The 25277-nt window shown below is 59.7% G+C and carries 21 protein-coding genes; 7 read left to right on the top strand and 14 right to left on the bottom strand.

The window, feature by feature from the left end:
* The first annotated feature begins 10 nt into the window (after positions 1 to 10).
* The 3 genes from dnaK to IV109_RS03265 are packed head-to-tail and all read left to right on the top strand — an operon-like array spanning position 11 to position 5451.
* Positions 11 to 1906, top strand: a complete 1896-nt coding sequence (dnaK, locus tag IV109_RS03275; RefSeq protein WP_296692032.1) for a molecular chaperone DnaK — start codon at positions 11 to 13, stop codon at positions 1904 to 1906.
* A 2-nt stretch (positions 1907 to 1908) separates the two neighbouring features.
* Positions 1909 to 4344: a Lon protease family protein gene (locus IV109_RS03270; protein WP_296692029.1), complete on the top strand. Its 2436-nt coding sequence runs from the start codon at positions 1909 to 1911 to the stop codon at positions 4342 to 4344.
* Between the two features lie 6 nt (positions 4345 to 4350).
* The gene (locus IV109_RS03265; RefSeq protein WP_296692024.1) at positions 4351 to 5451 is read left to right on the top strand and encodes a DnaJ C-terminal domain-containing protein; all 1101 of its coding nucleotides are present in this window, start codon (positions 4351 to 4353) and stop codon (positions 5449 to 5451) included.
* Between the two features lie 10 nt (positions 5452 to 5461).
* Here IV109_RS03265 and IV109_RS03260 read toward each other — a convergent pair whose 3' ends face one another.
* The 3 genes from IV109_RS03260 to IV109_RS03250 form a co-directional block, all read right to left on the bottom strand.
* Complete coding sequence (locus IV109_RS03260) at positions 5462 to 6070, bottom strand: SagB/ThcOx family dehydrogenase (RefSeq protein ID WP_296692021.1); 609 nt, start codon at positions 6068 to 6070, stop codon at positions 5462 to 5464.
* A 35-nt stretch (positions 6071 to 6105) separates the two neighbouring features.
* Positions 6106 to 6387, bottom strand: a complete 282-nt coding sequence (locus IV109_RS03255) for a DUF2934 domain-containing protein (protein ID WP_296692017.1) — start codon at positions 6385 to 6387, stop codon at positions 6106 to 6108.
* A 122-nt stretch (positions 6388 to 6509) separates the two neighbouring features.
* Entirely contained in the window at positions 6510 to 6971 is a 462-nt protein-coding gene (locus IV109_RS03250; RefSeq protein ID WP_296692014.1) for a hypothetical protein, read from the bottom strand.
* Between the two features lie 149 nt (positions 6972 to 7120).
* Between IV109_RS03250 and prs the strand changes: the two genes are divergently transcribed.
* Positions 7121 to 8080 (top strand): ribose-phosphate diphosphokinase, encoded by a 960-nt coding sequence (prs, locus tag IV109_RS03245; protein ID WP_296692011.1) that lies wholly within the window; start codon positions 7121 to 7123, stop codon positions 8078 to 8080.
* Here the strand turns inward: prs and IV109_RS03240 are convergent.
* The 3 genes from IV109_RS03240 to IV109_RS03230 all read right to left on the bottom strand — a co-directional run bounded on the left by IV109_RS03240 (position 8049) and on the right by IV109_RS03230 (position 12094).
* Positions 8049 to 9086 (bottom strand): hypothetical protein, encoded by a 1038-nt coding sequence (locus IV109_RS03240; RefSeq protein ID WP_296692008.1) that lies wholly within the window; start codon positions 9084 to 9086, stop codon positions 8049 to 8051. The two genes, prs and IV109_RS03240, sit on opposite strands and share 32 nt — an antisense overlap.
* Before the next feature lie 258 nt (positions 9087 to 9344).
* On the bottom strand, positions 9345 to 10574 hold the full coding sequence (locus IV109_RS03235; RefSeq protein ID WP_296692510.1) for a cyclopropane-fatty-acyl-phospholipid synthase family protein: 1230 nt from the start codon (positions 10572 to 10574) through the stop codon (positions 9345 to 9347).
* A 5-nt stretch (positions 10575 to 10579) separates the two neighbouring features.
* A complete protein-coding gene (locus IV109_RS03230; protein ID WP_296692006.1) occupies positions 10580 to 12094 on the bottom strand; it encodes a Do family serine endopeptidase in 1515 nt (504 codons plus the stop codon).
* 264 nt (positions 12095 to 12358) lie between these two features.
* On the opposite strand from IV109_RS03230, the gene IV109_RS03225 reads away from it, so the two are divergent.
* Positions 12359 to 13786 carry a wax ester/triacylglycerol synthase family O-acyltransferase gene (locus IV109_RS03225; protein WP_296692001.1) on the top strand — a complete coding sequence of 476 codons (1428 nt, stop codon included), beginning with the start codon at positions 12359 to 12361 and terminating at the stop codon, positions 13784 to 13786.
* 15 nt (positions 13787 to 13801) lie between these two features.
* On the opposite strand, the gene IV109_RS03220 is transcribed toward IV109_RS03225, so the two are convergent.
* The 7 genes from IV109_RS03220 to urtA form a co-directional block, all read right to left on the bottom strand.
* On the bottom strand, positions 13802 to 14143 hold the full coding sequence (locus IV109_RS03220) for a zinc ribbon domain-containing protein (RefSeq protein ID WP_296691997.1): 342 nt from the start codon (positions 14141 to 14143) through the stop codon (positions 13802 to 13804).
* A 23-nt stretch (positions 14144 to 14166) separates the two neighbouring features.
* A complete protein-coding gene (gene fmdA / locus IV109_RS03215; RefSeq protein ID WP_296691993.1) occupies positions 14167 to 15393 on the bottom strand; it encodes a formamidase in 1227 nt (408 codons plus the stop codon).
* Between the two features lie 42 nt (positions 15394 to 15435).
* Positions 15436 to 16125 carry an urea ABC transporter ATP-binding subunit UrtE gene (gene urtE / locus IV109_RS03210; RefSeq protein ID WP_296691988.1) on the bottom strand — a complete coding sequence of 230 codons (690 nt, stop codon included), beginning with the start codon at positions 16123 to 16125 and terminating at the stop codon, positions 15436 to 15438.
* 10 nt (positions 16126 to 16135) lie between these two features.
* Entirely contained in the window at positions 16136 to 16879 is a 744-nt protein-coding gene (urtD, locus tag IV109_RS03205) for an urea ABC transporter ATP-binding protein UrtD (RefSeq protein ID WP_296691983.1), read from the bottom strand.
* 22 nt (positions 16880 to 16901) lie between these two features.
* Positions 16902 to 18065 (bottom strand): urea ABC transporter permease subunit UrtC, encoded by a 1164-nt coding sequence (urtC, locus tag IV109_RS03200; protein ID WP_296691978.1) that lies wholly within the window; start codon positions 18063 to 18065, stop codon positions 16902 to 16904.
* A gap of 39 nt (positions 18066 to 18104) precedes the next feature.
* Positions 18105 to 19019, bottom strand: a complete 915-nt coding sequence (gene urtB / locus IV109_RS03195) for an urea ABC transporter permease subunit UrtB (RefSeq protein ID WP_296691975.1) — start codon at positions 19017 to 19019, stop codon at positions 18105 to 18107.
* Between the two features lie 105 nt (positions 19020 to 19124).
* A complete protein-coding gene (gene urtA, locus IV109_RS03190) occupies positions 19125 to 20393 on the bottom strand; it encodes an urea ABC transporter substrate-binding protein (RefSeq protein WP_296691972.1) in 1269 nt (422 codons plus the stop codon).
* A 177-nt stretch (positions 20394 to 20570) separates the two neighbouring features.
* On the opposite strand from urtA, the gene IV109_RS03185 reads away from it, so the two are divergent.
* Positions 20571 to 23951, top strand: a complete 3381-nt coding sequence (locus tag IV109_RS03185; protein ID WP_296691969.1) for an ATP-binding protein — start codon at positions 20571 to 20573, stop codon at positions 23949 to 23951.
* Positions 23935 to 24828, top strand: coding sequence for a response regulator transcription factor (locus tag IV109_RS03180; protein ID WP_296691967.1), 894 nt, complete (start codon positions 23935 to 23937; stop codon positions 24826 to 24828). Before IV109_RS03185 ends, IV109_RS03180 begins: the two co-directional genes overlap by 17 nt.
* A 39-nt stretch (positions 24829 to 24867) precedes the next feature.
* Here IV109_RS03180 and IV109_RS03175 read toward each other — a convergent pair whose 3' ends face one another.
* Positions 24868 to 25245 (bottom strand): PilZ domain-containing protein, encoded by a 378-nt coding sequence (locus IV109_RS03175; protein ID WP_296691964.1) that lies wholly within the window; start codon positions 25243 to 25245, stop codon positions 24868 to 24870.
* Positions 25246 to 25277 lie beyond the last annotated feature (32 nt).

Here is a 25277-nt window from a genome sequence, read left to right as displayed (position 1 = left end):
GGGGCCGGTCATGAACATCATCGGCATTGACCTTGGCACCTCCAATTCGGCGGCCGCTGTGCTACGTGGCGGACGCCCTGTCATCATTCCCAGCGCTGAAGGCCTGAGCGTAGGCGGCAAGGCATTCCCCAGCTATGTGGCTCTGACGGCTGACGGCCAGATCCTGGTGGGCGAGCCCGCCCGACGCCAGGCAACAGCCAACCCCGAAGGCACGATCACGGCATTCAAGCGCAAGATGGGCAAACGCGAGAAGGTGACATTGCGGGGCCAGGAGTACTCGCCCGAGCAACTGTCCGCCTTCCTGCTGCAGAAAATCAAACGTGACGCTGAAGCCTTTCTTGGTGAACCGGTACAAAAGGCGGTCGTTACAGTGCCCGCCTATTTTGATGACAACCAACGGTCTGCCACCAAGGATGCATGCCGAATTGCGGGATTGGATGTGATCCGTCTTGTCAACGAACCCACTGCGGCCGCCCTGGCTTACGGCTTAGACCGGCTGGGGGAAGAGCTGCGAATTGCCGTGATTGATCTGGGCGGAGGCACGCTTGATGTCACCATCATGGAATTCGGGAAAGGGGTGTTTGAGGTCAAGGCCACCAGTGGCGACACCCAATTGGGTGGAACCGACATGAATCAGGCTATCTTTGAACACTTGACGCAGCGCTTCCAGATGGCCACAGGGGTCGATGTGCGCAACGATGCCAAGGCCGCCGCGCGTTTGATGGAGGCCGCAGAAGGCGCCAAGATTGACCTGACCGCCAGTATCAATACCCATATCAGCCTGCCCTATCTGGCTGCAGTGCAGGGGGAGGCCCGTCATCTCGAACTGGACCTCAATCGCACCGAGTTGGAACGTCTGGTGCATCCGGTCATTGACCGCTGTAAAGGCCCCGTCGAACAGGCTCTGCGCGATGCAGCGATCAAGCCGGAAAACATCGACCGGGTGGTTTTTGTCGGCGGCCCCACCCGCATGCCTGCCGTGCGTTCCTATTTCGAGAGTATGTTCGGCCACAAGGCCGAGATGGGCGTCGATCCAATGGAGTGCGTTGCTGCGGGGGCGGCGATCCAGGCTGGCGTGCTGGCGGGCGAGGTCGGGGGCATTGTTCTGGTCGATGTCACCCCGCTTACGCTTGGGGTTGAGACTCTGGGTGGCATTGCCACATCGCTGATCGCCCGCAATACACCGGTTCCCGTGAAACGCACTGAAACATTCACGACGGCAGCGGATATGCAAACCAGTGTGACCATTCATGTGTTTCAAGGCGAGCGGCCCATGGCAGACGACAACACCAGCCTGGGCGAATTTGTCCTGGAAGGCTTGCCACCCGCTCCACGAGGCGTGCCCAAGATTGAAGTGACGTTTGACATCGACTCCAACGGCATCCTCAGCGTTGCGGCGCGCGATCTCGCCAGCGGCAAGTCCCAATCCATCAACATTTCATCTTCGACCCGGCTCTCAGAGACTGAGAAAAAGCGGATGGTGGAGGATGCAGAGCGCTATGCCGAGGCAGACAAGAAACGGCGCGAGGACGCGGAGAAGCTCAACGCTGCCGATGCCACCTGTTATGAAGCGGAGAAAATGCTTGCCAATTTTTCCAGCAAACTGACTGACGATCTGCAAAAGCGCATTGAGCAGGCCTTGCGCGAGACCAAGGACGCCCTGCTCAGGAAGGAAGTCAGTCTGGCCTCTCAACGTGCCGACGCACTCAAGAAAATTCTGAAGGAAGCTGGCGTCGTGCTCTACACGCAATCGAGTCAGACACAAAAGGGGGAGCCCTATTCCGAAACCCCCTGGCAAGGGCCCCAAACACCCCCCGGCCCGGGCACCGCCAGCCAAGGAGTCCACGCCAGTGGGCCGGGGCAACACGGCAAGGTTGTGGACGCCGAGTACCGTGAAAGCCATTGAATATGACCTCATTCGGCCCACAGCCATCGCCGCCTGCTTTGGCGCCGAAGCAGCTTACGCAAGCCTGCGATCCTGAGCAATTCAGCTTCCAGACCACTGCAGAGCTGGACGGTCTGAGCGAGCTGATTGGCCAAATGCGTGCCATGGAGGCGGTGCGATTCGGCGCCGGCATTCGCCGCCAGGGCTACAACGTGTATGTGCTCGGCCCCGCAGGCATGGGCAAGCGCAGCATGGTGAGCCAGATTCTCGCGAGCCGTGTGGCGCAGGAAAGAGAACCGGAGGACTGGTGCTACCTCAACAACTTCAGTCAACCGCACAAACCCCAAGCCGTCAGCCTTCCCACCGGGCGCGGCAAAGAATTGCGTGAGCAAATGGTGCAGGTAGTGGACTATCTGCGCTCGGCAATACCTGCCTTGTTTGAAAGCGATGAATACAGGGCCAAGGCGCAAGCCATTCAAGAGGAATTCAGCAAGCAGCAGGAAGATGCCTTCAAATCCTTGGGCGATGACGCTGTCAAGCAACAAATAGCCCTTCTGCGCACGCCGGGCGGCTTTGTCTTTGCCCCCACCCGCAATCAAGAAGTACTTCAACCGGGGGAGTATGAAAAGCTGCCGCCCCAGGAGAAGCAGCAGATCACCGCCGCAATTGCCGAACTGCAGGAACGCCTGGAAAAAATACTTGCTCACGTGCCGCAATGGTGGAAGGAACGCAGTGAACGTCTCAAGCAGCTCAATCGCGAAACCACACTGTCGGTCATCACCCATGTAATGGCAGACATACGTGCCCGATTTTCCGATCTGACAGCCATACAGAAATACCTCGATGCGGTGCAGCAGGACATGGTCGAGAATGCCGACGATTTTCGCAAGGAGGAGGAATCCACCGAGCTATCGGGCTTGACGATCGTCACACGCAAGACCTTCCACCGCTATCAGGTAAACGTACTGGTCAGCAACGGCAAGCAGGCAGGTTCACCCGTCGTCAGCGAAGACAACCCGACTTACAGCAACCTGATAGGGCGCGTGGAACATGTCGCCCAGTTGGGGGCGTTGGTGACAGACTTCACACTCATCAAGCCTGGTGCGCTACACCGGGCCAACGGTGGCTACTTGCTGTTGGACGTTCGCAAAGTACTGATGCAACCATTTGCATGGGATGGCCTCAAGCGCGCACTGCAGGCGCGGGAAATCCGCATTGAGTCTCTGGGGCAAATGTACAGCCTGGTGAGCACCGTTTCTCTGGAGCCCGAACCGATTTCCCTGGATGTCAAGATCGTTCTTTTCGGAGATCGGCTGTTCTACTACTTGCTGCAGCAGCTCGACCCGGACTTCGCAGAGCTGTTCAAGGTCGCTGCGGACTTTGAGGACCGCATTGAGCGCAGTGGCGACACTCATCTGCTGTACGCCCGCCTGATGGCCACCCTGTGTGCCAAGGACAATTTGCTGCCGCTTGACCGCAGTGCCGTGGCCAGAGTCATTGAGCACAGCGCCCGGCTGGCTGGCGATGCCGAGCGACTCTCCACCCACATGCGCAGCATGGCGGATCTGCTGCAGGAATCGGACTACTGGGCGCGCGAAGATGGCACCACCGTGGTGGTAGCCCGCCACGTGCAGAAAGCCATAGACGCCCAGATCCGTCGACAGGATCGCTTGCGCGTCCAGCTCCACGACGCAATTTTGCGTGGCACTCTGCTGATCGATACCCAGGGATCTGTGGTCGGACAAATCAACGGCCTGTCTGTGCTGGAACTTGGAGGCTTTGCCTTCGCCCAGCCCACTCGCATCACCGCCACCAGCCGCCTGGGTGAAGGTGAAATGATCAATGTCGAGCGCGAAGTCAAACTGTCAGGAGCCATTCACTCCAAGGGAGTTCTGATTCTGGCCTCCTTTCTGGCAACGCGCTACGCACGCGATCAACCCCTGGCGCTATCAGCGAGTCTGGTGTTCGAGCAATCCTATGGGCAAGTCGAAGGCGACAGCGCATCCCTGGCCGAGTTGTGTGTACTGCTGTCCCACCTGGCCAACACGCCCGTGCTGCAGTCGCTTGCTGTCACCGGATCGGTCAACCAGTTGGGGCAGGTGCAGGCCATTGGTGCAGTGAATGAAAAAATTGAAGGCTTCTTTGACATCTGCATGGCGCGAGGATTGACAGGCAGCCAGGGTGTCATCATTCCATCGGCCAACGTGAAACACCTGATGTTGCGCCGGGATGTGATCGCCGCCGCAGAGGCTGGAAAATTCCATGTCCGTGCCGTTGACCACGTGGATCAAGCCATTGCGCTCCTGACCAGCATGCCGGCGGGAGAAGTGGATGCCCGAGGTCACTACCCGGACAAAAGCGTCAATCAACGGGTCGCCGTGCGGATTGCCGAACTGAGCGCATTGCGCAAGTCGTTCGCACGCCATTCTGAAAAGAAGAGAAAAAACCGGAAATATTAAACTGCCGTGTCTGCTCAACGGGACTATTACGAGGTGCTCGGCCTGACCAAGGAGGCCGCCCCCAAAGCGATCAAGGACGCGTTTCGCACACTCGCCCTGAAGTTCCATCCTGACCGGAACAAGGAACCTGGCGCCGAGGAGAAGTTCAAGGAAATTGCGGAGGCCTACGCCATTCTGTCGGATCCTGAAAAGCGCGCAGACTATGATGCCCGTGGATTTGCCGGCGTGGCCAACTTCAATCGGGAAGACCTGTTTGGTGGCATCAACTTCGAAGATATCTTCAGCGGACTGAACTTTGACTGGGGTGGCGCAAACCCTTTCGAAGGCTTCTTTCATCCCCGCAGCCACGGGCCCAAACGTGGCGCCAACATGGAAGTCGATGTCTATGTGTCACTGGAGCGCGTCGCGCATGGCGGAGAAGAGGAGATTCGCCTGACCCGACCCACCACCTGCCCTGCGTGCCGTGGTTCGGGCGAGGAAGGCGGCGCGGTATCCCCCGCCTGCGAAGCCTGCGCAGGAAGCGGACGCATCACACACAGCCGGCGCGAGCAGGCACAGCATGTGCTCATCCAGCACATCACTGTCTGCCCGGCCTGCGGCGGGCGCGGAAAGACACTGGCCCACCCCTGCACGCAGTGCGCGGGAAGTGGCGCAGTGGAGCAGGCCGAGTCGCTGGTGGTGAAAATACCGCTCGGAGTGGAGGACGGATTGGTACTGCGTGTCCCCGGCAAAGGCATGCCCAGCCCCGATGCAGGCGGTGTTCCCGGCGATTTGTATGCCGTGATAAGGACCAAACCGGATGAGCGCTTTGAACGGGTCGGCGCAGACCTGTTGCGCCAGGAAGTCATCGCGGTGACGGATGCCGTGCTGGGCACCCATCTGACGGTGCCGACCCTGGACAGCACGGTCAGTGTCGTTGTGCCACCAGGCACACAGCCTGATGCCATGTTGCGTCTGAAAAAGAAGGGCTTGCCCGCCTACGGAAAGGGCTCTCACGGTGACCTGTATCTGCGCATCAAGGTGCGGGTACCGGAAGACCTGACCCACCAGGAACGTGAGTTATATGAAAAGCTTCAAGCCCTTGACGCAGCGAAGCAAATCAGATGAATGTAGGGGATCAGCTAACCCTCATCGACCCGACGCTCTGTGCCAGCGTAATGCGCTCCGTTTTGGACAACCCAAGTGCCGTGGCCAAGCGACGACGGTCAATGAGCGCGCGCACGACCGTTGCCAGCCCCGCACTGGCGCAGTAGAGATAGACGTTTTGCGCAATAAATCCGGTATCGGCGCCGGCGAGAAAAGCCTGATCCCCGGCTTGTACCTCGCGCATTCGGGAGAAGTCCGCCACGTAGACCAGATTCAAAGGAGCAGATCCCACAAAGTCCTGGGTACCGGTGGCGGCGCGGAGATCTTCAGCCTTGATGAGCATCAGACGATGTTCTCGCGCATCGTAGCGAAAAGCACCTTCCGGCAATACTGCAAAAACACTGATCTCCTGCCAATTGTGAGCAGATGGCGCAGTTCGCCCACTCATTTCATCCTGCCGATTGACACCAAAGCCGGACCAAAGCAGCGCCGAAAGCGTTTCGATGGACAGGGGCTCGGCGGAAAATGTCCGTGCGCTATGTCGACTTTTGAATGCCTGCTGAAGCGACATAGTCGGCGAAAGCACTGGCTGCGGCAATTCGACAAAGTCAGTTTCCAGGTTAAGCGTGATGGTTGACATGGCACCCTCCTGCAGATACGGTGTTGTTCCCCGCCTTAGGCAGTTTCGGCCAAAGGCTCCGCCACCGGAATGCCCCGAGCCAACATCTGGTCAACCTGAGCTTCGGCCTGCAACCAATCATCCAGCTCATGGCCAGAGGCACAGCTTCGCGCCTGGTAAAGCGTATACGCCGTTTGACGAATCAGCTCATCGCGTTCAATGCTTGAAGCGATGCTTTTTGAGTTGGCACTGCTATGACTTTTGACGACGGAGTTATTGCGCTTCTGCTTCTTCGCAGCGTCATGCACAGTGCGGGGTGCGGTTTCTGGATGCTTCATGTTATGCCTCGTAAATAGATTCATGGTCCAAGCAACTCACGGCCTGCGCCGTGCAATGGGTGAGCATAATGAAAGCCTGAAGAGACACTTTGCGCATTCGCAATTCAAGCTCGCAAAGCAGCTCACTTCTCACTGCCCACCTCGTCACTGGTGTTGAAGTAGAGAAAGATGTGTCGCAGAGCACCTGTTCTGATCGTCAGCGCCTTCTTGAGGGTTTGCGCAGGCTGCCCCGCGGATTCACGGAAGCTGGCCTCGACTTCGTAGCGCCCTGCAGGCAGGGCGGCAAAAAGCCAGGGACCATCCATGGTGTGCTCCAGCACAGACTGTCGGGTGCGTGCGTTCAGGATCCGGACCTCCACCGACGCGAGGTACGCCCCCGAGCCTTTCGCGGCCGTGGTCAACCAAAAGCTGTAGCGGCCCTTCTCTGCACTCAGCGCGGCCTGCTCGGATTCTCCAATGCCACCCGAGACGTAGGCCAAAGCAGAATCAGCCGTCCCACGCTCGATGGCATGGGCGAGCGGCAGAACGACGGCTGCGCACAAACCCCAACCCAGCAAATGAGCTATGGATTTTCGACGGTTCATTGGGTCACCTCCTTTGGAAATTGCAATGCCACTTTGCCCAACAGCCGTCTCCGACGGGTTGACTTTTCGCAAAGCGCAACGCAAGCGGTCTTCCGACACTGGCAATGGCGAGCGGGACGAAATTTGAACCCCCCGACTGGATCTGAACAATGCTGCTTTACTCTCTGGACAATGACACCCTGTTTTCTCAGGCTTTGGCGACACACCTGGGGCTGGCCCTGGCGGCCCATGAGGATCGCTGCTTTGAAGATGGCGAACATAAACTGCGACCGCTGCAGGACCCGCGGGGCAGCGACGCCTACGTCATCCACAGCCTGTACGGCGATATGCAGTACAGCCCGCACGACAAGCTGAGCCGGCTTCTGCTGTTCATTGCCACCTTGCAGGAGCATGGCGCGAGTCGGGTCACAGCCGTCGTGCCCTACCTGGCGTATGCGCGAAAAGACAGGCAAACAAAACCTTTCGATCCAGTCACCCTGCGCTATGTGGCCCAGTTGTTCGAGGCAGTGGGCACATCACAGCTGATCGTTCTGGAGGCGCACAACGTGGCTGCATTTCAAAATGCTTTTCGTTGTCCAACCATTCATATTGAGGCTCATCGCGCGTTCGACTCCGTGGCTTGCGAATGGGCTGCTCATACCGCGTTGGCTGTGGCGTCGCCCGATCCGGGCGGGGTCAAGCGTGCACAACTGTGGCGCGAGTCCTTGGAAAAAAAGCTGAGGCAGCCCGTTGGGTTTGCCATGCTTGACAAACGACGTAGCGCCGGCGTGGTCACCAGCGAAAACCTGGTCGCCGGGGACGTGGACGGCATGACAGTCTTCCTGATTGATGACCTGATTGCCAGCGGCGATACCATGCGCCGCGGCGCAGTGGCCCTCAGGAAGGCCGGTGCACAGAAGGTTATTGCATGCGCTGCCCATGGGCTCCTCACTGGCCCAGCCTCTGAGGCCATGGCAGACGGCAGCATTGCCCATGTTGTACTCACCGACAGCGTCCCGCCATTCCGGTTGCCTCTGACCAGTGCAGTGCGCAGCAAATTGACGATTGCATCTGCGGCAGCTCTGTTTGCCACAGCCATCAGGGCCTCTCATGGGGCAGGATGGACATGAAGGCGTCGATAGCGTCAATGGCACGCGACAAATATCGCTCGGCCAGGGGTAGCCACTTGTGCGGCACACGTGGCTTGGGATCGAGCAGATGGGCCATGGCAAGGCGCGCGCGCAACACGGCGCGGTAGGCTGTGTAGAGGTTCATCAGGGCCGCGGCAGGACGGTCGTCCAGGGCTGCGGCTAAACCTGATGCAACAGTCGAACCAATCCAGGCAGCGCCTGCCATGTCGCACTCCAGGCCCAGGTAGGCGACTTCGTCAAAGGGGTCAACCTGACGCAACGCAAGATTGAACTCAAGGCAGTCAATGACCACAGGAGGCTGCAGAAGGCAGACGTGTTCCGGACGCAGATCGCCGTGACCTTCCAGCACCCGGTGCGCAGCGACACGCTCGCGAAGCAAGTTCTCGCCCCGCGCAAGTGCAACGCCCAGGTAGTCAATCGCCCGCCCCGCATGGCGAAGCTGAAACTGGGGTCTGAGCAAGACCTCGCGATTGGCTGCCTGCTCATATTGAAATCGAGCCAGGTAATCTTCGGCGCTCAGCGCTGCGATGGGCGCACTCCGGTAAAACCGGGCCAGTACCTCCACCAGCGGCGCCAGATCCCTGGGGGCCACATGACTTGCCGCAATGAGTTGATCCAGTGTTCGATGGGAGGGCAGGCGCTTCATCAGCACCAGCCAGTCAACAGTTTCCCCCCTGCCCGGCAACTGATCTTCAGGAACCAAGGCAAAAGCGCCATCCTGCCACTGCAGAGCCATTACACCCAGATAAACATCTGGCGCCATACGCAAATTGAGACGGACTTCCTCCCTGCAGTAGAACTCGCGGGCCTGGAGCGTCGTGAAGTCAAGGAATGGAAAGCAAACCGGCTTCTTCAACTTGAAAACATGCTGCCCCACCAGGAATACCCATGACATATGCGTTTCAACGCATTGCACGTTTTGATTGGAATTGCCATAGCTCTTCGGCGACTGCAGAAACTTGAGCTTGGCTTCGGTGTCGGGCATGTGCAGGGACTCTTGAAACAGACCCGCCAGCCTTTTCAGGGGCTGGCGGTTGTGGCAGGAACCCCGGGTCAGTTCGTCAGGCTGACACGTCTGGGGACGTTCCCGTCCGTCTTGATGTCAAACACCAAGACTTGAACCAATTTCTTGATTCCCCCAGCTCCGTACTGTGTCAAAACGTTCCCACGCTTGTCAGCAAGTACGCTTTCACTATAGTTCCCACGGCAGAACGACCATTGCGAATTCTCAATTGGGGCGCATTCAGGCATACATATAGGCACGCGACCATGGGGTGGGATTGAGCTGCTCGTCAGCTCCAGCCTTACATGCCAGAACTTGATGCAAAGACACCCAGTTCTGATTGAAAGCGTGCGCGCATCCCGCCAGGTAAATGCGCCAGACGCGGTACGTCGTATCGTCCACCAGATTGCGTATTTCCCGGCCTTGATCTTCATAATTCTCCGACCAATGCAACAGCGTTCGCGCGTAGTGGCGACGCAGACACTCCACATCCAATGCCTCCAGGCCAGCCGTTTGCATTGATTTCAGCGCCAGACTGATGTGCGGTAGCTCCCCATTCGGAAAGACATACTTCTCTATGAAACTGGCAGCGCCCAGAGGGGACCCGCCACTATCGGGGTCGGTGGAGGTGATGCCATGGTTGAGCACCAGGCCACTCGGTTTGAGCAAGGCATTGATTTTGGCGAAATAGGCGGGCAGATGGTTCAGACCCACATGCTCGAACATGCCGATGGACGTGATCTTGTCGAACAGGCCATCGCTCACGTCGATATCGCGATAGTCCTGCAGGCGAATCTCCACCTGAGCGCACAGGCCAGCTTGTGCGATGCGCTCACGGGCCAGTTCGCATTGATTGTTTGACAAGGTCACTCCCACCACGTGCGCTCCGAATTTTTGCGCAGCCCGAATGGCCAGAGCGCCCCAACCACAACCGATATCCAGCAGACGCTCGCCGGGCTGGAGCATGAGTTTGGTCAGAATGTGATCGAGCTTCGCCACCTGGGCCTGCTCCAATGTCTCAGTGGCTGAGGGAAAGTAGGCACATGAATAGACCAGATCCGGGTCCAGCCACAGCCGATAGAAGTCGTTGGACACATCGTAATGGTGCTTGATGGCCTGAGCGTCCTTCGCCCTGTCATGGCGACCTGCATTGAACATGCGGCCAAACCTGCCACGCATCGGCACACCCGTGTGAGCCAGCCTGGAGGCCACTTCCACAATGTCTTTTGCGCTGCCCTGCACATCGAAGTGACCATTCACGTAACCCTCGGCCAAGTTGTCCAGGCTCGGTGGCAAGAAGTAGCGCAATGCCCCCGGCCCGTTCAAACGAACAGTGACTTGAGGCTCCTGGCCCAGATCGTGGTGCAGCCCATTCCACAGCGTCAGTCGCAAAGGTATGCCATTTTGAAGGCGCAGACCCGCCAAAAAGCGGGGCAACACGCCTCGATCGGAATCCACAAGATTTGTCATCGTCGTCATTGCCCTAACTCCACTGGTATGAAAATTCGCCCGCCGTCGCGCAGCACCAGCAGCGCCACACTCCTGGGTTTTTTATCCATTGCGCCACGCACCTGATCGACCGACTTCAAGGCCATGCCGTTGATCGCCAGCAACACGTCACCCGGCATCAGGCCTGCACGCGCCGCTGCACCTGTTGCGCCTTCAACGAGCAGCCCACCGGACACCTTCAACTTCGCCTGCTCATCCCGGGAGAGCGGCCGCAGAGCGAGTCCGAGTTGTCCAGGTTGCGGCTCTGATTCGCGTTGAGTCTGCGTTGCACCATCATCTTCCGCGCGACCGAGCTTGACTGACAACTCGCGAAATGCCCGGTCGCGCCAGACCTTCAGGCGCACCGTCTCACCGGGCGTGGCCAGGCTGATTCGGCTGCTCAAATCTCCGGATCGAACAATGGGCTCGCCATTGACCTCGCTGACGACATCGCCGGGCATCAGGCCGGCGGTGGCTGCTGCGCTGTCGGGCGCCACGCTGACAATCAAGGCGCCATCGGGCCGACTCAGTCCAAAGGATTCGGCCAGTGCCTGGTTCATATCCTGGACTGAAACACCGAGCCGGGCATGGGCTGCCCGCCCGGTCGCGACGATCTGGTCCTTGACCTTGAGCGCGACATTGATCGGGATCGCAAAAGACAGGCCCTGATAGCCACCGGACTGCGAATAGATCTGGGCATTGATACCCACCACTGCACCGCTGCCATCAAACAAGGGGCCACCTGAATTGCCCGGATTGACCGCGGCGTCAGTCTGGATAAACGGCACTGCCGCATCCCCTGGCAATGAGCGCCCCTTGGCGCTGACAATGCCCTGCGTCGCCGTCTGCTCAAAGCCAAATGGAGAACCGATGGCCAGCACCGGATCGCCCACCTGCAATCGCTGTGCGTCTCCCAATCGCACCACGGGAAGATTTTTCGCAGTGATGCGCAACACCGCCACATCAGTGGCCGTGTCGGCACCCAGCACCTTGGCCCGGTACTCACTGCGATCACTGAGCTTGACGACGACCTCCTTCGCCTCACGCACCACATGCGCATTGGTCAGTATCAGTCCATCGGTGCTGATGATGAAGCCTGAGCCCTGGCTGCGAAACGGCATGCTGCCGCCCGGGGTTTGACCGGGCAGGCGCCACTGGAAGCCGGGCAAGCCGCGGAAAAACCGGAAAAACGGATCGTTGGGATCAAAGGGAAATTCATCAGGCCCGAGTTTGCGCAAGCCCGCCACGTTCACACCAACCACAGCAGGACCCGACTGCTCCACGATCGCCCGGTAGTTGGGCATCGTGCCGGGGGGCACTGGCAAGGCCGGCACAGGCGGCGGAGCTGGCGTCGACGCAGGTCCCGTCACATCGCCCTCTGCCCTGCTGACCGGGCGTTCCTTGACGAACCAGCCGGGCGAATGCAAATTGAAGGCGGCCGAGGTCACGGCAGCGATGAGACCAGCGGCAACCAGCGTGAGAATCAGGGCTTTTCTTTTCATGAATCATCTTTCCCCAAGGCGATGCTGACTGCAAAGCCATGGCGAGGAATAGTAGGTCTCGCCAACTCAGTCGATTTGAGAAATGTCATTCCCGGCCGGTTTACTGCCAGCCCTCCCCATGCCTGCGCGGTCGCGCAGGTTCCAGTGCATTGACATTTCGCAACTGAGGGCCGCATGGCCGCCCTAGCATGGCAACAGGAATGAAACCGCGGTCGGACGCCGCCCCGCTGCGGGGCACCTTGTGGCGGCATTGAGAGACAAGCCATGACGAGCTATCCAATGAGCCCTGTCGATGCGGCCTGGTACCACATGGATGGTCCCGCGAATTTGGCCATGGTCACAGGCGCCCTGTTAACCAGGAAAAAACTTGACTTTGATGAGGTCCGGGAGGTCTACCGATCTCGCCTGCTTCGCTTCGAGCGCTTTCGCCAGCGTGTGGTCGAAAAGGGCTTCCCCCTGGCAACCCCACACTGGGAAGACATGCCGAACTTCGACATCAACCAGCATATGCACCACATTGCGCTGGCGTCGCCCCATGACGAAACCGCACTGCGATCCTTGATCAGCGACCTTGCAAGCACCCCGCTGGACCACCAGCAGCCACTGTGGCATGTGCATGTGGTGGATGATGTCGCGGGTGGCAGTGCACTGATCATGCGTTGCCACCACTGCGTTGCCGACGGAACTGCCATGATGACCGTTGCCCGGGAGCTGTTCGACACTGCGCCAGGTGGCGCACCCCAGTCGGACGTGCCGCACAGCATCCCGTCCAGCGAACCGACAGCGGCAGAACGCCTGCTGGCGATGGCCGACACGGCTGTTGAAGTCGTCACGCATCCGGGCCAGGTCATCGAGAAGGCTGCCGTGGTCGCAGCCGGGGCTGGCATGTTGGTGCGCGAACTGTTGCGCTGGCCTGACCCACAGTCGCCACTCAAGGGCGAGTTCGGCCTGCGCAAGCGGGTAGCATGGTCCAAGCCAGTCACCATCAAGGACGTCAAGACGATCGGTGCACGACATGGGGCCAAGGTGAACGACGTGCTGGTGGCATGCATGACCGGCGCCTTGCGCAGCTATCTCAGAAAGCGTGGAGTCGATGTGAACCACACGACAGTGCGCGCGATGGTGCCCGTTGACCTGCGGCCACCGGAGAGGGCTGCGGCCCTTGGCAACGAGTTTGGTCTGGTGATTCTGGATCTGGCCGTGACCAGCGCCCGTGCGACCCAGCGACTGGCCGTCACAAAGAAGCGGATGGACGAGCTCAAACGCTCACCGGAGGCCACGGCCATCAAAGTCCTGTTTGAAATCTTTGGGCGGGGGCCCAAGGCTCTGGAAGACTTCGCGAACGAACTGTTCGGCAGCAAGGCCAGCATCGTGATGACCAACGTGATGGGGCCGCGCGACGTGCTCTACCTGACCGGTGTCCCGATTGACCGCATGATTGCCTGGGCACCGCATCCTGGCAACGAGCTGGGCATGGCCATCAGCATCATGAGCTACCACGGCAAGGCGTCACTGACCATCGGTGCCGATGCCCGCCTGGTGCCCGACCCCGAAGTGATTGCCGAGCTCTTCAACCGCGAATTCCAGAGCCTGTTGCGCGCCGCCAAAGCGCCCAGGACCCAAGCCGTCAGTCCAAGCCCGCGAGAAAAGAAGACTTCATCGCGCACAGCCGCGACTCAGCCCCGACCTTGAGCGGGGATCGTTCGCTCAATGGCTGATCATCCAGGGCCGCTTGCTCGGGAATGCCTTGTTGCCGTTGGGCGCGGTTACCGTGGCTCCACGTTTGGCAGTGGAGCAACAACCGCAGCCCGCCGGGTGCTTGAGGCGTGCATAGTCGCCTGAGCGCTTGGGCTCATGCCGAGCGCGCTCGTTGGCGTCCATGGCCCGGCGCGTGCTGCCTTCCATCAAGGCCAGACGCGGAGCGGTGGCAAAGACGCGCAAAGAGGCGCTGCCGCAGTCGGGGCAGGCAGCGGCCTCATTGCGTGCAGCCAGCGTACGAAAGGCGTCAAAGCCCCCGCACTGGGGGCAAGCGTAGTCATAGGTTGGCATAGGAATCGCCTCCGTATTTTTTTTCAGATCAGATCGTGCGACAAAGGCATGTCGATCTTGCCGTCGATGTGCTTCACTGGTCCAAACGCGTTCGGGTTGATGTCGAACTCGAAGATCTGCGTGGGCAGCCACAGCGTGGCACAGGCGTTGGGCACATCCACCACCCCGCTGATATGGCCCTGAACCGGCGCAGTGCCCAGAATGGAATAGGCCTGAGCACCGGAGTAACCAAACTTCTTCAGGTACTCGATGGCGTTGAGACAGGCTTGGCGGTATGCCACATTCACATCCAGGTAGTACTGCTTGCCCGTCTCGTCGACCGAGATGCCTTCGAAGATCAGATAGTCGTTGTAAGCCGGCGTAATAACGCTGGGCTTGAAGATCGGGTTCTTGATGCCGTACTTGGCCATGCCACCTTTGATCAGGGTCACCTTCATGTGTACCCAGCCCGCCATCTCGATGGCACCGCAGAAGGTGATCTCGCCATCACCCTGGCTGAAGTGAAGATCGCCCACGGAAAGACCCGCGCCGTCCACATACACCGGGAAGAACACTTTGGAGCCACGCGACAAATCCTTGATGTCGCAGTTGCCGCCGTGTTCGCGCGGAGGTACGGTGCGCGCGCCCTCTGCCGCTGCCTTGGCGCGGGCTTCGCCAGTCATCTTGCCCATGTGGGCGGTGCCGGCCGAGGGTGGATTGGCCAGGCCGGCGCTTGGGTCGGTGTCGATCAGGTTCTGCTCACGTGTATTCCATATGTCGAGCATTTTCTTGTCAGGCAGGCACCCAATGAGGCCTGGGTGAATCAGTCCCGCAAAATTCACACCCGGAATATGACGCGAGCTGGTGAACATACCCTTGAAGTCCCAGATCGATTTCTGCGCCTCAGGAAAGTGCTCCGTCAGAAAGCCTCCGCCATTCTTTTTGCTGAAGAACCCATTGAAGCCCCACAGGCTGTCCTGCTTGGCACCAATATCCAGCAGGTCGACCACCAGCAGGTCGCCGGGCTCCGCCCCCTTCACCCCTACTGGACCCGACAGGTAATGCACCGTGCTCAGGTCTATATCGCGCACGTCATCAGCGCTGTCGTTGTTCTTGATGAAGCCACCGGTCCAGTCGAAGGTTTCCAGGATGAAGTCATCACCCGGATTGACCCAGCATGCCATCGGGATGTCCGGGTGCCAACGGTTGTGAATGTTCTCGTTTTCAGTCGGGGACTTGGTGAGGTCAACTTTGATCAATGTGTCTGTCATGTCATTTCTCCTGGAGTAAGTAGTAAGAAAACAAAAAATCGTTCAAACCGATAGGAACTGCTTGATGCGCGCCGTGTCGGTGTCGGCGCGCGTGCTCTCATGCACCAGATGGCCGCCCTCGATGACAAACAAGCGGTCCGCCACTTCCATGGCAAAGCTCAAGACCTGCTCTGACACGATGATGGTGATCTCCCGCATCTTGCGGATTTCGTTGAGCGCCTTGGCGATGTCCTTGATGATGGATGGCTGAATTCCCTCGGTGGGCTCATCCAGCAGCAGGACTTTGGGATTGGTCACCAAGGCGCGGGCAATGGCCAACTGTTGCTGCTGCCCCCCAGAAAGGTTGCCGCCCTTGCGACCACGCATCTCGAACAGCACCGGGAACAGCGCGTAGATTTCGTCTGGAATCTGCTTGTGACGAGCATTCTCAAGACCGGTCTGGATGTTTTCTTCGACTGTGAGCGTCGGGAAGATCATGCGGCCCTGGGGCACATAAGCCACGCCCTTGGCCACGCGCTTGTAGCTCTCGTCCCTGGAGATGTCCTTGTCATCAACGTTAATCGTTCCCGATTTGAGCGGCAGGATGCCGATGAGCGACTTGAACAGCGTGGTCTTACCCATGCCATTGCGACCCATGATGGCCACGGTTTCGTTCTTGTTTGCCGTGAACGAAATGCCGTGCAGTGCTTCGCTCTGCCCGTAACTGACATGAAGGTTGGTGACATTCAGCATGGTGTTCTCCTCAGTGGCCCAGATACACATCGATCACACGCGGATCGGCTTGTACTTTTTCCATCGAACCCTCAGCCAGGATTTTTCCCTGGTGCATGACGGTGACCTTGTCTGCGATGCGCTTGACGAACTCCATGTCGTGCTCAATCACGATCATGGCGCGCCCCTTGCAGATGCGCTTGAGCAACTCAGCGGTCAGCTCGCGCTCGCGCACACTCATACCGGCAATAGGCTCATCGAGCATCAGCAGTTCCGGGTCCTGCATCAGCAGCATGCCAATCTCCAGCCACTGCTTTTGACCGTGCGACAGCAAACCGGCTTCCACTTCAAGCTGATCGGCCAGCCCGATCTCCTCGGCCACGGACTGCACGCGTGACTTGACCTCCTCGGTGCACTTGAAAAACAGGGCACCGAACACATCACGTCCGCGCGGGAATGAAACTTCCAGGTTCTGGAAAACGCTCAGGTTTTCATAAATGGATGGTGTCTGGAACTTGCGGCCAATGCCGGATCGAACAATCTGGTACTCGGGCAGCGTGGTCATCTCATCGTTTTTGAACTTGATGCTGCCGGCACTGGCCCGGGTTCTGCCGCAAATCAAATCCAGCAGAGTGGTCTTGCCAGCGCCATTCGGACCAATGATGACGCGCAGTTCATTCTGGTCCACATACAGGTTGAGCTTGTCAATGGCCTTGAAGCCGTCGAAGGACACCGTCAAGTCCTCGACCGTCAATACGAAATCGGTTTTTTTCATGGCAGATCTCCTTTGCGTTGTTTCAGGTGTTCTGCTTGCTCAAGCCTGCAGGCAAGTTGGGTGCCTCACTCGCAGCCTTCGCCACCACCACGGGTTTGCGGCGGGCCGCCCAGCGCTTGGCCACCCAGGGCTTGACGCGGTTGTTGTAAACGCCAGCCAGGCCGTCAGGGAATGCCAGGACCACGCCCAGAAACATGGCCGCCATGAGGAACAGCCACAGATCCGGAAAGGTCTCGGAGAAATAGGTCTTGCCGAAGTTCACCAGCAAGGTGCCATACACCGCGCCCACCAGCGACATGCGTCCGCCCACCGCGGCAAAGATCACCATCTCGATCGAGGGCACGATACCCACCAGAGAAGGCGACATGAAACCGACTTGCAGCGTGAACATGGCACCGCCAACTGCCGACAACAGCGCTGCAAAGCAGAAGGTGAACACCCGGAACATCGCCACGTCGTAGCCGGAGAAGCGCACCCGGTCCTCCTTGTCACGCATGGCCAACAACAAGGTGCCCAGCTTGCTCTTTTGAATCCAGGCGCACAGTACGATCGAGCCCAGCAACAGACCCACTGTGACGAAGTAGAGGATGTACTTGGCACTGTCGGTGCGGGTATCCCAGCCCAGGATGGTCTTCAGGTCGGTCATGCCGTTGACGCCGCCGGTATAGCCCTGCTGGCCCACAATCAGCACCGTGAGAATCAAGGCCACCGCCTGGGTTATGATGGCAAAGTACACTCCGCCCACCCGACGCTTGAACATGGCGTAGCCGATGATGAAGGCCAGCAGCGTGGGCACCACAACAATGATCAGCAGCGTCAGCGGAAAAGAGCGGAAGGGCTCCCACCACAGCGGCAACGCCGTGATCTGGTTCCAGTCCATGAAATCCGGAATACCGGGTGTGGACTGGATCTTGGTGGTGATGGGGTCACTGGCTTCGAGCTTGAGAAACATGGCCATGGCATAGCCGCCCAGACCAAAGAAAACGCCCTGCCCCAGGCTCAGCACACCGCCATAGCCCCACAGCATCACCAGGCCCAGGGCCACGAACGCGTAGCTCAGGTACTTGCCGACCAGATTCAGGCGAAACAAATCCAGAGCCAGGGGAAACGCTACCAGCAAAACCGCTGCCAGCAACAAGACGCTGCCCATGGTGTTTCTTTCCACCCATTGCTTGATACTGTTCATTTGATACTCCGGTTTTTGATATCGATTGCGTGACGGGGATCAGCGGCGCACCTTGGATGCAAACAGCCCCTGGGGACGCAGCATCAGGATGGTCACGACCAGCATCAGCGTGAGCACTTTGGCCATGGAGCCGGTGATAAAGAACTCCGCAATGGATTGCGTTTGCGCAATGCCGAAAGCCGACACAACGGTGCCCAACAGGCTTGCCGCGCCGCCAAAGGTCACCACCAGGAAGGCATCCACGATGTAGAGCGAACCGCTGGTCGGGCCGGTGGAGCCAATGGTGGTGAAGGCCGCACCCGCGACACCGGCAATGCCGCAGCCAATGGCAAATGTCAGCCGGTCGGTCTTGCTGGTGTTGATGCCAATGGCATTGGCCATGACGCGGTTCGCCACCGTGGCGCGCACCCGCAGGCCCCAGCGTGACTTGTAAAGCGCGATCAACACGCCGCCGGTCACCAGCAGCGTGAGCGCCATGACGAACATGCCGTTGATCGGAATATCCAGGCCTGGCGCGGGAGCCCAGGAGCCCATCAACCAATCCGGCAAGGTCGGGCTCACCTCTTTGGCACCAAAGGTCGTTCTGAAGATCTGCTGCATGCCCAGCGAAAGCCCCCAGGTGGCCAGCAGGGTATCAAGCGGTCGCTTGTAGAGATGGCGGATAAAGGCCCACTCGGCCAGCCAGCCAACAGCAAATGCAAACAGGAAGGCTGCAGCAATGGCGAAAGGGAAATAGGCCTGCACCAGCTTGGGCGCGTAAGCCTCGGCCAGATTGGAAAACAGGTAAATGGTGTAGGCGCCAATGGTCATGAACTCGCCATGCGCCATGTTGATCACGCCCATCTGTCCAAAAATAATGGCCAGGCCCAGTCCCATCAGCAACAGGACGGAAAACAGGCTCAAGCCGGCAAAGCCCTGCATGAGGCCAATGTTGAGCATTTCAGAAGGTGACATGATGGGCTCCGAAACGGATGGTGTGAAAAGTGTCTTGGCTCGTGACATCCCTGCCCGGCTTGCGCCTGCGCTGAAGCAGATGCAAGCCGGTCGGGAATCAGCCCTCTATTGGTAGCCCTTGGGGAAGGGATTGGGCTCGATCAGTGCCGTCGATTCAGCAACCACCTTGAACTGTCCATTGGCCTGCGCCTGTCCAATGCGCGCCTTGCTCCACAGGTGGTGGTTCTCGTGCAGCTTGACGTAGCCTTCCGGTGCGGTCTTGAGCTCAATGCCAGCGGATGCAGCGGCGATCTTGTCCACATCGAAACTGCCCGCCTTCTCTACCGTAGCCTTCCAGAGCCAGGGGCCCAGGTAGCCGGCTTGGGTCACGTCGCCAATCACCGCGTCCTTGCCGTACTTGGCCTTGAAGGCGGACACAAAGGCCTTGTTGTTGGCGTTGTCCAGCGACTGGAAATACTTCATGGAGGCATAGAAGCCTTCCATGTTCTCGCCGCCAATGCCCAGTACCTCGTCTTCGGTCACCGAGATGGTCAGCAGGAACTGCGTCTTGGCGGTAACGCCTGCGGCCTTGAGCTGCTTGTAGAACGCAACGTTGGAGCCACCGACCACGGCAATGAAAATGCAGTCGGGCTTGGCAACCTTGATCTTGTTGATCAGCGAGTTGAAGTTGGTACTGCCCAGCGGGTAGTATTCCTCCCCCACCACCTTGCTGCCCGCTGGCAGGTGACCTTCGATGTGCTTGCGCCCGATCTTCATCGACGTACGGGGCCAGATGTAGTCGGACCCCACCAGGAAGAAGGTCTTGGCCTTCTTCTCTTTGGATGCCCAATCCAGGCCGTACAGGATCTGCTGCGTGGCTTCCTGGCCGGTGTAGATCACGTTCTTGCTCTGCTCCAGGCCTTCGTAGAAAGTCGGGTAGTACAACATGCCATTTTCTTTTTCGAAAATCGGCAGCACAGCCTTGCGCGAGGCCGAGGTCCAGCAGCCAAACACCGCGGCCACCTTGTCGTTGACCAGCAATTTTTTGCTTTTTTCAGCGAATGTGGGCCAGTCGGATGCGCCGTCTTCCTTGATCACCTTGATCTTGCGCCCCAGCACGCCACCCATGGCGTTGATCTGATCGATGGCGAGTTGCTCGGCCTGGATGGAGCCCGTTTCGGAGATCGCCATGGTGCCGCTGGACGAATGCAACTGGCCCACGGTGACTTCGGTATCGGTGACGGCCAGTTTGGTCGTATTGACCTTGGCAGTGGGGAACTGCGAAGCCTGAGACATGGCCCACATGGGAAGTGAGGCCAGGGGCAGCGCGGCCATGCCCTGCATGAGGCGACGCCGGCTGTTGGATGAAGGTGTATCGCGATGGTCGTTTGACATGGTGAGCTCCTGCGGTTGATGAAAAAAGATGGAAGAAATTGCGTTTGGTGAGATGAATCATCTGCACAACGACGCATTCGCCCAATACGTCAATCAACGTAGTCAAGCTGCGTGCCTGATGCCGAAAGTGCCGGGCACGGTTCTTGCGCTTAATGCCTGTCCCCCCGGGAGAGCCCATTGACCCTTGCCACGCAAAAAATATTTCGAATCCGCCGCGAGTACAACTCCTGGGTCGCCGACGAGTCGATTGAAGACTACGCCCTGCGCTACACGCCACGCGGCTTTCGCAAGTGGTCAGAATGGCGGGTGGCCAATACCGCCTTTGGTGCCGTGTCGTTCCTGGCGCTGGAGGCCATTGGCGGCGCCATTGCGCTCAACTACGGCTTCACGAATGCGGTGTGGGCGATTCTGATGGTCGGGCTGGTCACGTTTCTGACCGGTTTGCCCATCAGCTACTACGCTGCCCGCTATGGCGTGGACATGGACTTGCTGACCCGAGGCGCTGGCTTTGGCTACCTGGGCTCCACCATCACGTCCCTGATCTATGCCAGCTTCACGTTCATCTTCTTTGCGCTGGAAGCGGCCATCATGGCGCTGGCGCTGCAGATGTACCTCGCCATCCCCATTGCCTGGTGCTATGTCATCAGCGCCTTGGTGATCGTGCCTTTTGTCGTACGGGGCATTACCCTGATCTCCAAACTGCAGATGTGGACGCAGCCGGTGTGGGGCCTGTTGCTGCTGCTGCCCTACCTTGCCGTCCTGTGGAAGAATCCCCAGGCTTTTTCTGATTTCACCGGGCTGGTCGGCCACACCTCGGGCAGCAGCGACTTCAATCCGCTCATGTTTGGTGCAGCCGCGACGGTGGCATTCTCTCTTGTGGTGCAGATTGGTGAGCAAGTGGACTTTTTGCGCTTTCTGCCCGAAAAAACACATGCCAACCGCAAACGCTGGTGGGGCGCCGTGCTGATGGCCGGCCCGGGCTGGATTGTGCTGGGCATGCTCAAGATGCTGGGCGGGGCCTTTCTGGCGTTTCTGGCGCTGCAACACGAATTGCCCGTCAGTAAGGCCGTGGAGCCCACCCAGATGTACCTGGCCGGGTTCGCCTACGTGTTTACCGACCCGGCCTGGGTGCTGGCGGCCACGGTCCTGTTCGTCGTGCTGTCCCAACTCAAGATCAACCTCACCAATGCCTACGCGGGTTCACTCGCGTGGTCGAACTTCTTTGCGCGCCTTACCCACAGCCACCCGGGGCGGGTGGTGTGGCTGGTATTCAATGTCGCCATTGCCCTGATGCTGATGACTCTGGGCGTATTTTCTGCGCTGGAAAAAGTGCTGGGCCTCTACAGCAATGTCGCCATTGCATGGGTGGGTGCCCTGGTCGCGGATCTGGTCATCAACAAGCCCCTGGGCTTGAGCCCGCGCGGCATCGAGTTCAAACGGGCCCACTTGTACGATGTCAACCCGGTTGGCCTGGGTTCCATGCTGATTGCCGCAGTGCTTGCCGTCGTCGCCTACTCCGGCGCCATGGGCCCGCTGGCCGAGGCCTTCTCCCCTTTCATCGCCTTGTTCACGGCACTGGTGTTGTCGCCATTTCTGGCATGGGTCACCCAAGGACGCTACTACATTGCCCGCCAGCCCGAAGCCATGGGCGCCCCGGGCCAAATGGTGAAATGCCATGTGTGTGAAAACTCTTTCGAAGCCGAAGACATGGCGGGCTGCCCGGTCTATGGCGCCCCCATCTGCTCGCTGTGCTGCACACTGGAGTCCCGGTGCCATGACCGCTGCAAGACCGGCTCGCGCGCGGCCGAACAGGCCGAGCACTTTCTCAGTGCGCTGCTTCCGAATGCCCTGTCACGCCGCGTCAATTTCCGGGCCGGCCACTATTTGATCGTCACACTTTCATTGTGCGCACTGCTTGCCACCGTGATGGGCATGGTCTATTCCCAGGAGACCGCTTTTCCCCTGCTGGCCGATGCAGAGGCCATGCTGCGGTCCGCCTTCGTGAAAGTGTTCGCCATGCTGCTGCTGATTGTTGCCGTGTGCAGCTGGTGGGTGGTTCTGGGCAGCGAAAGCCGGCGCATGGCACAAGACGAATCGAACCGGCAAAACCAGCTGCTGTCCCGTGAGATCGAGGCCCATCGACGCACCGATGCGGCACTGCAAACCGCCAAAGAGCTGGCAGAGTCGGCCAACCAGGCCAAGACCCGCTACGTGGCCGGCATGACCCATGAGTTGCGCACACCGCTCAACAGCATTCTGGGCTACTCGCAAATCCTGCTGAAGGGTGAATCATCGCTCCCGACGCCACGCGACGCCCTGCAAACCATTCAGCGCAGTGGCGAGCACATGCTGGCGCTGGTGGACGGCCTGCTGGACCTGGCCCGCATCGAAGCCGGCCGGTTGCGGCTGGAGCCAAGCCACCTCTCGTTGCCCGATTTTCTGGAAGGTCTGGTCAACATGGTGCGCCCCCAGGCCGAGGCCAAACATGTTGCCTTCAATTACACCCACAGCGGCCGCATGCCCGCCTGGGTGCAGGCCGATGCCAAGCGACTGCGCCAGATCATCATCAATTTGCTGAGCAACGCGGTTCGCTTCACCGACAGGGGCAGCGTCACCCTGCATGTGGACTGCCGCAGCGACGTGATCCGCTTTGATGTGGTGGATACCGGCATCGGCATCGCGACGCAGGATCAGCAACGCATCTTTCTGCCTTTCGAGCGCGGCGCGGCCGGCCGCAGGCGGGGCGAGCCGGGCACCGGCCTGGGCCTGACCATCACCGCGCTGCTCACCTCGCTGATGGGGGGCGACCTGTCACTGCACAGCACGCCCGGCCAGGGCAGCACCTTCAGCGTTCGCCTGTACCTGCGGGAAATTGACGACCCCGGCCCTCAGGCTGACCCACCGCACCAGATCGCCGGCTTTTTTGGCAAGCGCAGAACGCTGCTGGTGGTGGACGACCAGCCGGTGCAGCGCCAGATGCTGGCAGGCATGCTGGCGCCCGTGGGTTTCACAGTGCATGAAGCGGCCAGCGGTACCGAATGCATCGGCAGTCTCAAAGACCACTTGCCCGATGCCATCCTGCTGGACATCAGCATGGATGACCTGGATGGGTGGGAAACAGCGCGCGAGATCCGCAAGCAGGGCTACACCCTGCCCATTATTCTGGTGTCGGCCAACGTCTTTGAGAACCAGCCAGCACGCCTGAAGGCCGCCGGATGCCAGGCGTTTGTCGGCAAGCCAGTGCTGGAATCCGAGCTGATGGATGCCTTGCAACGCCATATCGGACTGGAATGGGTGACCTCGGGCGTGCTGCCGGTAGCGACCCCGGTCAACCCTGCGGACAACAGCGCCGGCTTGCCAGAAGAGGCCCGCGCTGAACTCATCCGGCTGGTACGCCTGGGCCACGTGCATGGCGTGCACCGCGCCCTGGACCGCTTCGTCACGGACGACCCGACGCTGCATGCGGTCTGCACAACGCTGCGCGCCTTCGTCAGCCGCTACGAGCTTGAATCCCTGTTGGACTATTTGACGGAGGCGGAGAATGCTGGCGACACCTGAGTCACAACGCCCCGTTGTGCTGGTGGTGGATGACGCTCCCAGCAGCCTGGGCATGCTGTGCGACACACTGGAGAATGAAGGCTACACCGTGCTGGTGGCCCGGGACGGCGACGCCGCATTGCAAAGGCTTGAACTGGTCGTGCCCGACGCCATTCTGATGGACGGCGTGATGCCGGGCCTGTCAGGCTTTGACACTTGCCGGCAAATCAAGGCGAATCCGGCATGGGCACACATTCCCGTGATCTTCATGACCGGCCTGTCCGAAACACCGCATGTGCTGGAAGGGTTCGCCTGCGGCGGGGTGGACTATGTCGTCAAGCCGCTGCGCGCGCAGGAGGTCGTGGCCCGCCTGCATACCCATACCCGCAACGCGCGCATGACCCGACTGGCCCGCGACGCGGTGGATGTTGCCGGCTTCGGCGTGGTGCTGGTTGATGCCAGGGGCCGGGTCGCCTGGCGCTCCCCCCAAGCCGCGCTGTGGCTCCAGATGATCGACGGCGCAACGCAAGATGGGCGTCTGCCTGATTCGGTCTCTACAGCGCTGGACGTGGATGCGGCACAGTCGCTGCTGACGCTCGATGGCTTCCAGCTTTCGGTACGCAACATGGGGCGCGTGGGCATTGGCGAGACCATGCTGCTTCTGGAACAGCACGCTGCCCACGCAAGCGCGCCGTCCCGCCTGACCAACGCGGCCCTGACGCCACGCGAAACCGAGGTGCTGTCATGGCTTGCCAAAGGCAAGACCAACCGCGACATCGGCGACATTCTCGGCATGAGTCATCGCACGGTGAACAAGCACCTGGAACACGTGTTTGAAAAGCTCGGCGTCGAAACGCGCGCCGCGGCTGCGGCACTGGCCTCGGGCAGCGTGTTCTGAACCGGCCGGGCAGATGTGATGGCTCGCGCCGTCCGATCGCTATCGGCCTGCAAACAGCTGCAGCAGCTCCCGGTTCATCAACCCTGCGTCGCCCATGTTCAATTCAACGAGGCGGCGCAACTGGGTCAGGCTGCTCACATCAATGTCCTGGCATTCGATGCCAATCAACAGATCGTTCAAATGAACAATCCGTCCTGCCATCTCGATCGGGTCACCGCCGTCGGTCAGGGGCAACACCAGGCGACACTGTTCCTGGGGTACCAGTGCCAGGGGCGTTGCAGCCTGCACCAGCGCGCCCTTGAGCGCAATGTCAACCAGCTGCACGCTGAACACGCGGTCATGCAGGTGCAACATCGCTTCCGCACTGAACGGAATGCGTGAAAAATGGCGAAGGCCCTTGATCGGCTTTGTCTGCATGATGGCTCCTGAAGCTGGTGACAGGCTCGCGT

The sequence above is a fragment of the Rhodoferax sp. genome (assembly GCF_018780565.1).
GTDB lineage: Bacteria > Pseudomonadota > Gammaproteobacteria > Burkholderiales > Burkholderiaceae_C > Rhodoferax.
The sequence above is the reverse complement of the archived record's forward strand: the minus strand, read 5'-3'. Positions and strand labels throughout refer to the sequence as shown.

Bases quoted from the DNA above. Each gene is read 5' to 3' on its own strand.
- dnaK (WP_296692032.1), top strand. From the start codon at position 11: ATGAACATCATCGGCATTGACCTTGGCACCTCCAATTCGGCGGCCGCT.
- IV109_RS03270 (WP_296692029.1), top strand. From the start codon at position 1,909: ATGACCTCATTCGGCCCACAGCCATCGCCGCCTGCTTTGGCGCCGAAG.
- IV109_RS03260 (WP_296692021.1), bottom strand. From the start codon at position 6,070: ATGTCAACCATCACGCTTAACCTGGAAACTGACTTTGTCGAATTGCCG.
- IV109_RS03255 (WP_296692017.1), bottom strand. From the start codon at position 6,387: ATGAAGCATCCAGAAACCGCACCCCGCACTGTGCATGACGCTGCGAAG.
- IV109_RS03250 (WP_296692014.1), bottom strand. From the start codon at position 6,971: ATGAACCGTCGAAAATCCATAGCTCATTTGCTGGGTTGGGGTTTGTGC.
- prs (WP_296692011.1), top strand. From the start codon at position 7,121: ATGCTGCTTTACTCTCTGGACAATGACACCCTGTTTTCTCAGGCTTTG.
- IV109_RS03240 (WP_296692008.1), bottom strand. From the start codon at position 9,086: ATGCCCGACACCGAAGCCAAGCTCAAGTTTCTGCAGTCGCCGAAGAGC.
- IV109_RS03235 (WP_296692510.1), bottom strand. From the start codon at position 10,574: ATGACAAATCTTGTGGATTCCGATCGAGGCGTGTTGCCCCGCTTTTTG.
- IV109_RS03230 (WP_296692006.1), bottom strand. From the start codon at position 12,094: ATGAAAAGAAAAGCCCTGATTCTCACGCTGGTTGCCGCTGGTCTCATC.
- IV109_RS03225 (WP_296692001.1), top strand. From the start codon at position 12,359: ATGACGAGCTATCCAATGAGCCCTGTCGATGCGGCCTGGTACCACATG.
- IV109_RS03220 (WP_296691997.1), bottom strand. From the start codon at position 14,143: ATGCCAACCTATGACTACGCTTGCCCCCAGTGCGGGGGCTTTGACGCC.
- fmdA (WP_296691993.1), bottom strand. From the start codon at position 15,393: ATGACAGACACATTGATCAAAGTTGACCTCACCAAGTCCCCGACTGAA.
- urtE (WP_296691988.1), bottom strand. From the start codon at position 16,125: ATGCTGAATGTCACCAACCTTCATGTCAGTTACGGGCAGAGCGAAGCA.
- urtD (WP_296691983.1), bottom strand. From the start codon at position 16,879: ATGAAAAAAACCGATTTCGTATTGACGGTCGAGGACTTGACGGTGTCC.
- urtC (WP_296691978.1), bottom strand. From the start codon at position 18,065: ATGAACAGTATCAAGCAATGGGTGGAAAGAAACACCATGGGCAGCGTC.
- urtB (WP_296691975.1), bottom strand. From the start codon at position 19,019: ATGTCACCTTCTGAAATGCTCAACATTGGCCTCATGCAGGGCTTTGCC.
- urtA (WP_296691972.1), bottom strand. From the start codon at position 20,393: ATGTCAAACGACCATCGCGATACACCTTCATCCAACAGCCGGCGTCGC.
- IV109_RS03180 (WP_296691967.1), top strand. From the start codon at position 23,935: ATGCTGGCGACACCTGAGTCACAACGCCCCGTTGTGCTGGTGGTGGAT.
- IV109_RS03175 (WP_296691964.1), bottom strand. From the start codon at position 25,245: ATGCAGACAAAGCCGATCAAGGGCCTTCGCCATTTTTCACGCATTCCG.